At 68.9% G+C, this 9,714-nt stretch carries 7 protein-coding genes; 3 read left to right on the top strand and 4 right to left on the bottom strand.

What is annotated here, in order from left to right; all coding sequences use genetic code 11:
- Positions 1-465: 465 nt before the first annotated feature.
- Entirely contained in the window at positions 466-3,162 is a 2,697-nt protein-coding gene (locus ABZ725_RS50095; protein WP_358809052.1) for an NB-ARC domain-containing protein, read from the top strand.
- Between the two features lie 235 nt (positions 3,163-3,397).
- Here the strand turns inward: ABZ725_RS50095 and ABZ725_RS50090 are convergent, their stop codons facing one another.
- The 4 genes from ABZ725_RS50090 to ABZ725_RS50075 form a co-directional block, all read right to left on the bottom strand.
- A complete protein-coding gene (locus tag ABZ725_RS50090; RefSeq protein WP_358809051.1) occupies positions 3,398-4,651 on the bottom strand; it encodes an Ig-like domain-containing protein in 1,254 nt (417 codons plus the stop codon).
- A gap of 280 nt (positions 4,652-4,931) precedes the next feature.
- On the bottom strand, positions 4,932-5,384 hold the full coding sequence (locus ABZ725_RS50085) for a hypothetical protein (protein ID WP_358809050.1): 453 nt from the start codon (positions 5,382-5,384) through the stop codon (positions 4,932-4,934).
- Positions 5,385-5,777: 393 nt separating this feature from the next.
- Positions 5,778-6,896: an acyl-CoA desaturase gene (locus ABZ725_RS50080; RefSeq protein ID WP_358809049.1), complete on the bottom strand. Its 1,119-nt coding sequence runs from the start codon at positions 6,894-6,896 to the stop codon at positions 5,778-5,780.
- A gap of 7 nt (positions 6,897-6,903) precedes the next feature.
- Entirely contained in the window at positions 6,904-7,959 is a 1,056-nt protein-coding gene (locus ABZ725_RS50075; protein ID WP_358809048.1) for a ferredoxin reductase, read from the bottom strand.
- 87 nt (positions 7,960-8,046) lie between these two features.
- Here ABZ725_RS50075 and ABZ725_RS50070 point away from each other — a divergent pair, with 87 nt between their 5' ends.
- Both ABZ725_RS50070 and ABZ725_RS50065 read left to right on the top strand, forming a co-directional pair.
- Positions 8,047-9,186: a helix-turn-helix domain-containing protein gene (locus ABZ725_RS50070; RefSeq protein WP_358809047.1), complete on the top strand. Its 1,140-nt coding sequence runs from the start codon at positions 8,047-8,049 to the stop codon at positions 9,184-9,186.
- A 269-nt stretch (positions 9,187-9,455) separates the two neighbouring features.
- Positions 9,456-9,677, top strand: coding sequence for a hypothetical protein (locus tag ABZ725_RS50065; protein ID WP_358809046.1), 222 nt, complete (start codon positions 9,456-9,458; stop codon positions 9,675-9,677).
- The last annotated feature ends 37 nt before the right edge of the window (positions 9,678-9,714 follow it).

The following is a 9,714-nucleotide window of genomic DNA, read 5'->3' as shown; positions in this document are numbered from 1 at the left end:
GCCATCAGCGGCAGAGCGTTTTGAACCACACCCGGCACCCCTGGGTGGGTGAACCATACGAAGGGCTCACCGCCTCCCGCAGAACAACGTAGGGAGCCCTTTCAGCGGGGCTGTTCCAGGGTGAGGACGTCTGCGGCGGTTGACGACACTCGATTCGGGCTGCACACGCTTTTCGGACGATGCGCCAGAACCTCGGACGGGCCGTGCCTGCCCCGCTCCACCGGAGCTCGCGTTGTGGAGAGGACGCGGTTGACCATGAGCCCGGCCGGTGATCTTGACAGTGTCTCAGTCGACGACCGCTGTGCCGCGAACTTCCGGCAGGGAGCCGCGAGGAGCGTCATTGATGGCCATGGGAAGAGCGGCCAGGTGCCGTTTGGCGGCGTTCTGGGCATGACTGACGTCGGAGCGGCGGTAGCGCGTTGGGGGACGGCGCGGCTGCTACGGCGGAGGACCGGGGGGCGGTCGATGACGGTCGAGGAGCTCGTGGCAGCAGTGGTCGCCTTGGCGATCGTGTCTGCGAAGAGGCTGGGTGCCGGTCTGGCGGATCGCGCGATGGAGGGTGTGGAGCAGTCGGTGGCCGGCCGGCTGGGGCGGTTGCACCGGTGGGTCGTCGGACGGCTGCCCGGTGAGGAGGGCGCGGCTCTGGTCGATGAGGCGGGCCGTTCTCCGGCTGCACAGGCTCTGCTGCGACGGCGGCTGGTACTGGCTCTGGGTGAGGATCCCGCAGGCGTTGAGGAGCTGCGGGTGCTGCTGTCGTCACACGCGCCGGTCCTCGCCCATGGAGATTTCCTTCTCCCGGAATCGTCCGGCATCCCGCGTCAGCTGCCGCTGGCGGTGGCGGATTTCACCGGTCGCGGCCAGGAGCTGGCGCGGCTGGTGGAGGCTGCTGAGCGTGCGGGCGGGGGCAGGGTGTGCCTGGTGCACGGTCCGGGCGGGGTCGGCAAGACGGCTGTCGTGGTGCAGGCTGCTCATCGGATGATGCCGTCTTTCCCCGACGGCCAGCTTTTCGTCGACCTGAACGGGGTGGAGGAACGTCCTGCTGCCGTGGGCGAGGTTCTGGGCGACTTCCTGGTGGCTCTGGGAGTGGCGCGCGGCAGAATCCCCGACGATGAGGCTGGACGGACACGGCAGTTCCGGACGGAGTTGGCCGACCGGCGTGTCCTGATCGTTCTGGACAACGCGGCCAGTGAACAGCAGATAGGTGCGCTGATACCGGGTGGGTCTTCGTGCGCTGTACTGATCACCAGTCGCCAGGGCCTTGCCACGCTGGCCGTGGATGAGCGCGTCGCATTGTCGGGGCTGGACGAGGGCACCGCCTGGGATCTGTTGAGACGGATCGGCGGCGGGGACCGGGTGGACGAGGACCCCGAAGCAGGTCGTGACGTGGTCCGTCTGTGCGGCGGGCTCCCGCTGGCCCTGCGCATCGCGGGAGCGCGGCTGGCCACGTTTCCCGCCCGTACTGTGGGTTCCTTCGCCCGCGATCTCGCCGACGACCACCGGCGGCTGGATGTGCTGAGCCTGGGCGAGCGCAGCGTGCGCGCGGTCTTCCGCGCTGGTTATCAGGCGCTCCCGCCGTTGCAGCAGCGTGCGTTCAGGCTGGTGTCCGCCCTGGACACTCCCGACCTGCCGGCCTGGGCGCTGTCGCCTTTGCTGGACGTGAACGCCGATACGGCGGACGCGTGCCTGGAGGGACTGCTGCTGGCGCATCTCGTGCAGGCTCGCCGCGGCGAGGCAGGCGGCCAGCGCATCGTGCTGCACGATCTCGCGCGCGGGTTCTCCAAGGAGCGAGCGGCCGAGCAGCCGGCGGATGAGTCCGACAGCGCCGTGCGGCGTCTGCTGGGTGCCCTTCTCAGCGCGGCCGACGCAGCCGACACGCAGTTACGGCCGGCCGGTGCCCGGCACGGCGGCCGTGACGGGGCGGTCCGCCGTCCGCCGCCGGACGACGTTGTGGCGGGTGATGTGGGAGAGGCCGTCGAGTGGTTCGAAGCCGAGCGTGTGGTGCTGGTGGCAGCTGTCGCCCATGCTCACGCTCGCGGGTGGTGGGAGCTGTGCTGGGAGATCACCGACGCGATGAGTATCGCTCTTGAGCATCAGTGGCGCTGGGACATCAGCAGCCAGGTCCATGAGCTTGCTCTGGACGCGGCCGACCGTCTGGGGGATGGCGGGGCCCGTGCCGCGCTGCTGCGCAACCTCGGCGAAGCCTTGCGTGACGGCGGCAGTGACGTGGGCAGGGCCGCAGAGTGCTTCAGCGAAGCGATCGCTCTCTTCCACAGCTCGGGCGACGCACACGGCGAAAGCGATGCCTTGGGCAACCTGGGAATCCTGCAACGCCAGCAGGGCGAGCTGCGGGAAGCGGCGCGAACGCTCACCGCGGCCGAGAGTCTCTTCAGGGCCCTGCCGCTTGAACGCGGACTGGCCTGGACCCTGCGGGAAAAAGCGGTGATCAGCCGACACCACGCTCACTACGACCAAGCCCTCGCTCAACTCGACCAAGCGCAGGCCCTGTTCGCCGCCAACGAGGAACCCCGCGGTATCGGGTGGATTCTGCGCACCCGCGCCGACACCGAGAAGGAGAGCACGGTGGGCGGCTGCCCGCTCCCTCGCCGCTGGTACGCAGGCCCCTGGCCCGGGTGCGACATCACAAGCCGTCCCGCACAGGATCCGCGGTGGGCCGCGGCCCGCACCCACTACGAGCACGCTGCCCGAACCCTGCACGCTGTTCGGGACCACCGCGGGCACACCTGGGCCACCCTGGGGCTGGCCGACATGGCGCTCTACGAGGGCGACCACACCGCCGCCGAACTGATCAGCCGTGCGCTTCGGGAGACCGACGCCTGCGGCGACCATCGAGGCCGCAGCAGGGCACTGACCGTGCAGGCCCTGCTGCACGCCGAGGCAAACCGCCTCAGCGACGCCATCACGCTGGCAGAACAAGCCCTCGTCGGCCCCCGCGACCACGTCGGCGCCGCTCAGGCCGGCTTCCGCCTTGCCCGTCTCTACGGCGCCGCCGGCCGGCATCACGACGTCCTCCACACCCTCCAGCTGTCCCGAACCCACTACCACGCCGCCGGCATGCCCTTCCCCGACCTTGCCGACACCGAACTCTGCAGGACACTCAACCGCCCCGTGCCCCGCGCCCGTCGCTTCCGCCGCCATCAGTGATTCCTGCGGCTCGACAGACCGCATGAGGAATCAGTGTCTTGCGGGGACGGATACGGCAGCGGCAAAGGGCCGACGATCCCCGGCTTGTGCAGCTCCTGCGGCGGATCATTGGGTGAGGCACGTATGATCCGGTCTGCGCGGCGACCAGCCGGCCACTTGGGGGCGGGTGCCTTTGAGTCGACACGGAGTGCGATGCCGGTGTCGCCACCGGTCCGTTTGTCCGTGCGGCGTGGCGTCAGGTGGTTGGGCTGTCTGCGACCCACGCGCTCCAGGCCATGTTCCAATCGCTGAGGCCGTTGTCCGAGGCCAACATGGTCTTGTCCTCGGAGTTCTTGACGACCACGACGTCACCGATCATCGAGTGGTCGAAGAACCAGGCGGCGGGCTGGCTGCCGTCGCCGCCGCCCCTGACATCCTTCAGGCCTACGCAGCCGTGGCTGGTGTTGACCTTGCCGAAGACCGAGTCGGCACCCCAGTAGTTGCCGTGGATGAACGTGCCCGAGTCGGTCAGGCGCATGGCGTGCGGTACGGCCTCGATGTCGTACGAGGGCTTGCCGTCCTTCTCCGTGAGGCCGACGCTCGCACCGTTCATATGGATCTGCCTGAACTTCTCGGAGATGACCATCTGACCGTTGTACGTCGGGTGCTCGGGGCTGCCCGACGAGATCGGGATGGTCTTGATCGTCTTGCCGTCCCGGACGACGGTCATCTGCTTCGTCTTTGCGTCCACGGTGCTGATCTGGCTCCGGCCGATCTTGAACGTGACCGTCTTCTGGATGCCGTGGCGGCTGAGCGTGACGGTGACGGTGGAGCCGGGCTTCCAGTAATTCTCGGGGCGGAAGTCCAGGCGGTGGTCGTTGAACCAGTGACCGACGACCCGCTGGCCGCTGCTGGAGCTGACCTGGATCTCCGACTCCACAGCAGCCTTGTCGCTGATCGCCATGTCGAAGTCGACCCTCACCGGCATGCCCACGCCGACGGTCGAGCCGTCCTCGGGGGAGACGTGCCCGATGAAGTCGTTGGCTGGAGAGACCGTGGTGATGGTGGCGTTACCGGTGGCGGAGCGGCCCTTGGCGTCCTCGGCCTCTGCGGCGATCTGATACTTGGTGGCACGCTCCAGCCGGCCGTTCGGCTTCCAGGAGGTGCCGTCCGCGGACAGAGTGCCCGGGATCTCAGCACCGGTCGCGACGGCGGTCATGGTCACCTTGGTGAGCTTGCCCTTGCTGACGGTGACACCGACCGGGCCGTTGATCCCGACGTTGTAGGCACCTTGCCCGGGAGTGATCTCTATTCGGGCGTCGGAGGCTTCCTGGGCGCCCGCTTGATTTACCCGCGCCTGCGATTTCGGCTGGTTCCCGGCACTGTTTCCGCTGGTGGCAGCGCTGCTTGTACCGCCGAGGGTCGTGACTGCGAGTACGCCCCCGAGTACGCCGGCCGTAGCCACCAGCCCGGTGCGTCGTTTATAGAGCGTGAACAAACGCTTCTCCATGCCGCTGGTCTTTGCATCCCTGTGCTGATCGCCGAATGGGTGCAACCAGCTTTGAAACCACTTATAGCCATGCCTATATTAATAAATGGGCAAATTGTGGCGAAGGCCACGCATTGTCGAGCACGTCGCCGAGGTTGCAGACCTGGACCTGGGAGCCGATGGCGATCCGCACACGGGTCTTGGTGCAGTGCCGCTCTTCCTTCGGGGGGTGCCGGGGAACCGGTGACCGCGCCGACGATCGCCTCGCTCGTCTCGCGGACCTTGTATTTCCCCCAGACCCTCACCGACGGCTTGTAGGCGTCGTCCAGCCCTTTGAAGACCACGCCCTCCACCCGACCGACGCCCACGTCAGCCCCTCGCGCACGACGCCGGCCTCGGTGGTCGACGGGCACAGTACCCACGGCGCCGACAGCCGGCGCGTGGCGAACATGGACTCGAGCGCGGTCCTGCGTCGCCGATACGGCCACCCGATCGTGTCCGTCCCGGACAGCCACAGGAGATCGAACGCGACGAAATGGGCCGGCCGCTGGTCAGCCGCCCGGGCCGCCCCGCCACCGCGCCGCTGAAGCCGGCTTTGCAGCTGCTCGAAGGCGAGGCGGCCTGCGGCGTCCCATACGACTAGCTCGCCGTCCAGTGCCGTCGCGTCCGGCAGCTGGCTGCTCCCGGATTCGATCTCCGGGAACGGAGCGGCCAGGCTCGTGCTCCGTCGTGGGTGCAGCGCTACCTGGCCCACATCGACGGAGACCAGGGCCTGCCACCTGTCCCACTTCGGCTCACCTGCCCGTCCCGGCTGCGGCGCAGGGTTGGACGCAGGGGTGGCGGGCGTCGGTTCCGGCTGTGTCCACGTCGCAGCCCGTGCCTTCCGCCCAGCCCGCCTGTCGGCAGGCCGAGTGCGCGTACGCGCCCGGCTGCCGGCCCGACCGCGGCAGGTCAGCGCACTACAGCACCTCGCTGGGGGCTGTGTGCTGAGCTGCTGGCGCACGTCCAGGCCGCGCAGCCGGAGACCGGGCTGCCCGGATCCTGTGTCGTGCGGTCTGGTGTCGCGGCCGGCCACCGTCCGTAACAGATCAAACCGGACCCGGCGGAGCCGCCGGTACGGCCGAAGGATCTGAACCAGTGCCGGGGATCAGGCCGCGACGAGCTCCTGCTCGCGGTCGGGCGTGTTGACCTTGGGCTTCTTGTTCGGCAGCGAGAGCCGGAAGACCTTGTGCCACGCGGAGAACACCTGCTTGGGCAGCGGCCCGGTGACGTACTCCAGCTCGTACTTCTCGAACAGCGCGCGCACCTTCACCGCAACCTCGGCGTACCGGTTGCTCGGCAGGTCGGGGAACAGGTGGTGCTCGATCTGGTGCGACAGGTTGCCGGTCATGAAGTGCATGGCCTTGCTGCCGCTGATGTTCGCCGAGCCCATCATCTGGCGCAGGTACCACTGGCCGCGCGTCTCGCCCGTGATCGACCGGCGCTCGAAGACCTGCACACCCTCGGGGAAGTGCCCGCACATGATCACCGAGTGGGTCCAGACGTTGCGGACCAGGTTCGCGGTGAACGTGGCGGCGAGCGTGGGGAGGAACGACGGGCCCGACAGCAGCGGGTGGATCACGTAGTCCTTGAGCACCTGCTTGCGGATCTTGCGGCCCACGGCCCTGGCCCGCGCGCGGAACTCCGGGTTCTTGCGGCGGCGCTTGCGCAGGTTCTTGCCGAGCTCCAGGTCGTATGCCGCGATGCCGTACTCGAAGAAGCAGGCGTTGAGGAAGTTCCACAGCGGCTGGCCGAGGTGGAACGGGTGCCACCTCTGGTCCTCGTCGACGCGCATGATGCCGTAGCCGAGGTCGTTGTCCTTGCCGATCACGTTGGTGTACGTGTGGTGCAGCTCGTTGTGCGAGTGCTTCCACTGCTCGGACGGCGAGACGTGGTCCCACTCCCAGGTGGTGGAGTGGATCTTCGGGTCTCGCATCCAGTCCCACTGGCCGTGCAGGATGTTGTGGCCGATCTCCATGTTGTCCATGATCTTCGCCACGGACAGACCGGCGGTGCCGATCAGCCACGCGGGCGGGAAGATCGAGAACAGCAGCACGCCCCTGCTGACCAGCTCGAGCTTGCGCTGGGCCGAGATGACCTTGCGGATGTAGGCGGCGTCTTTCTCGCCGCGGTCGGCGATCACCTCGTCGCGGATCGCGTCCAGCTCGCGGCCGAGCTCCTCTATCTGCTCCGCGGTCAGGTGGGCGGTGGGGTCGGTGGCGGTCAAGGTGCTCCTACCGTTCGATGTCGCAGGGGCCCGCCGCGGCGGACACGCAGGTCTGGATGAGGACGCCCGGCTCGGCCTCGGTGATCTCTCCGGTGCGCAGGTCGCGGACGGCACCCGCCTTGAGCGGCGTGACGCAGCCGAAGCAGATGCCCATGCGGCACCCGGAGGGCATGAGCACGCCGGCCTCCTCGCCGACGTCCAGCAACGGCGTGGCGCCGTCCGCGTCGACGGTCTTGCCGGTGGCGCTGAACGTGACCTCGCCGCCGTCGCCGGTGACGACGACGCTGGGGCGGAAGCGTTCGGTGTGCAGGCGCTCCTGTACGCCGTGCTCGGTCCAGTGCTCTTCGGCGGCGTCGAGCAGGCCCGCGGGCCCGCAGGCCCAGGTCTCGCGCTCGGCCCAGTCGGGCACGAGTTCGTCGAGACGGGCGATGTCGAGCTTGCCGTCTGTGTCGGTGTGCACCTCGGTGAGCCGCAGCTTCTTGTCCGCGACCAGGTCGTGCAGTTCGTTGCGGAAGATCACGTCTTGCGGCTGTGGCGCGCAGTGGACCATGACGACATCGTCGAACTCGGTGTCGCGCAGCATGCCCATCACGGGCGTGATGCCGCTGCCGGCCGTCAGGTAGAGCACCTTGGCGGGCTTGGTCTGCGGCAGCACGAAGTCACCGGTCGGCTGGTCGAGCTGGATCAGCGTGCCCGGTTTCGCCCTGCGGACCAGGTGGTTGCTGACCTTGCCGTCCTCGATCGCCTTCACGGTGATCGTGACGCGGCCGTCCTGGCGGTCTGTCGGCGAGGTGATGGAGTAGGCACGCCACAGGCGCACCCCGTCGACGTCGACCCCGATCCGCACGTACTGGCCGGCCGTGTGGCCGCGCCAGCCCCGTCCCGGCCTGATCACGATGGTCGCGGCGTCACCCGTCTCGGGGTGCACGGCCTCGATGCGCCCCCGCAGGTCAGCGCCCGCACGCAGCGGGCTGACCAGGTCGAGGTAGTCCGACGGCAGCAGCGGCGTCGTGACCATCTCCAGCAGTTTCCACGCCCTGCTGCGGAGGGCTGTACTCGTCATGACTCCAGCTTGCTGCGCCTCAAGGCGTAAAGTCCTGACCGTAGGACGTAAATCTGGTCGACTGAATTGTTCGCAGGGAACAAAAACGTGAGCCATGCAATCCGGAGGGCCAGCGAACTGGCCCTGGACGAGACGACGGTCACCGCGCTTAGGGCCGCGCTGAAGAGCACCGCCGACGAGGTCGTCCAGGCGATCATCGACGAGGTCCCTCCCTACGCCAACGCCCTTTCGGGCCGTATGGGCGGCACCATCCGCCGAGCCGTCCGCACCGCCCTGGGGCACTACCTGGACCTCGCGAGCGGGAACGCCACAGGCGGCGACGCCGGTGACGCGGCCTACGAGCTGGGCCGCGGCGAGGCGCGCGACGGCCGTTCGATGGACGCCCTGCTCGGCGCCTACCGCGTCGGCGCCCGCGTGGCCTGGCGTGGCCTGGCAGCGGGTGCCGTACCAGCGGGTCTGCCCGCTGCCGAGGTCGCCAAGTTCGCCGAGCTGACCTTCGCCTACATCGACGAGCTCTCCGCCGCGAGCGCCGCGGGCCACGCCGACGAACTGGCCGCCCATGGCAGGGCCCACGAGCGCCACCTGGAACACCTGGCCCGCGACCTCCTCGCCGGCGCGAGCCCGGACGTGCTGCTGGCCTCTGTTCAACGGGCCGGGTGGCAGCCTCCGGTTTCGCTGACCGCGGTCCTGCTGCCCGCCGACCAGGCCCGGCCCGCCTACCGCGCGCTCGACCCCAGCACCCTCGTCCTCGACGATCTGCCGGACGCCACCGGTGTGCTGCTCGTCCCCGATGCCGACCGGTCACATCTCCTGCGGCAGTTGACCGACCGCACCGCCGTGGTCGGCCCGGCCCGGCCATGGACTCGTGCGTCCGCCTCGTACGCACGAGCCGTACGCGCGCGCTTGCTCTCCTCTGATATCCGCGACACCGAGGACCACCTGCCCGAGCTCGTGCTGAGCGCCGACACGGACGCGTTCGCAGACCTGCGTGCCCGAGCCCTCGCACCGTTGCGGACCTTGCCTGTCGCGACCGCACGGCGGCTGGAGGAGACGTTGCGGGCGTGGCTGCTGCACCAGGGCAGGCGGGACGAGGTGGCGGCGGCGTTGTTCGTCCATCCCCAGACGGTCCGGTACCGGATGTCGCAGCTGCGGGAGCTGTTTCCGGATCTCGCATCGCCACAGCGGGTCCTTGAACTGACGCTGGCGGTCGGTCTTCGGGCCGGCTGATGCGTACGTCGACCGTCCACGACCGCGTCCGCGAGCGGTCCAGGAATCGTGCCTCGTTCTCGGTGCCATCGGCTGGCTCATGCGGCCCGGGGAAGAGCGGTGTCAGCCGGCTGAGACCGGCTGGGGTTGATGTGAAGTCCGGACAAGGCCTCGGGAAGCCCGTCGAGGGCGCTGTCTCCGAGAAGAGCGGTGGCGGATACGGCTCGACTGGATCCGGTGGACGATGCGCACCGGCCCGCCCATCGACGCGCTCATCGAGCATCTGGTCGGTGACCCGGTCCGTTATGCGCTGGAAAGCAGCTTTCCTGTCGTCGTGGAGGGCGCTGTCCCGGCACGAGCTGGCCCACGGGCGCGCGGCGGGCTGCAGCTGGGTGACCGGCGTGGGATACCCATCTGGCGGCCAGGCCGGATCCGCCCCGGGCACGCGCTTCCTCGGCAACCGTACTGACCAGATGCTCAGCGACGCCGAGCGGAAGGCCCGCGAGGAGTGATGCTCTGGGCTGCTGATTGTGCCGAGCTGCACTCACC

Source organism: Streptomyces sp. NPDC006872, from assembly GCF_040635845.1.
Classification (GTDB): domain Bacteria; phylum Actinomycetota; class Actinomycetes; order Streptomycetales; family Streptomycetaceae; genus Streptomyces.
The sequence above is the reverse complement of the archived record's forward strand: the minus strand, read 5'-3'. Positions and strand labels throughout refer to the sequence as shown.

Bases quoted from the DNA above. Each gene is read 5' to 3' on its own strand.
- ABZ725_RS50090 (WP_358809051.1), bottom strand. From the start codon at position 4,651: ATGGAGAAGCGTTTGTTCACGCTCTATAAACGACGCACCGGGCTGGTG.
- ABZ725_RS50075 (WP_358809048.1), bottom strand. From the start codon at position 7,959: ATGACGAGTACAGCCCTCCGCAGCAGGGCGTGGAAACTGCTGGAGATG.
- ABZ725_RS50095 (WP_358809052.1), top strand. From the start codon at position 466: ATGACGGTCGAGGAGCTCGTGGCAGCAGTGGTCGCCTTGGCGATCGTG.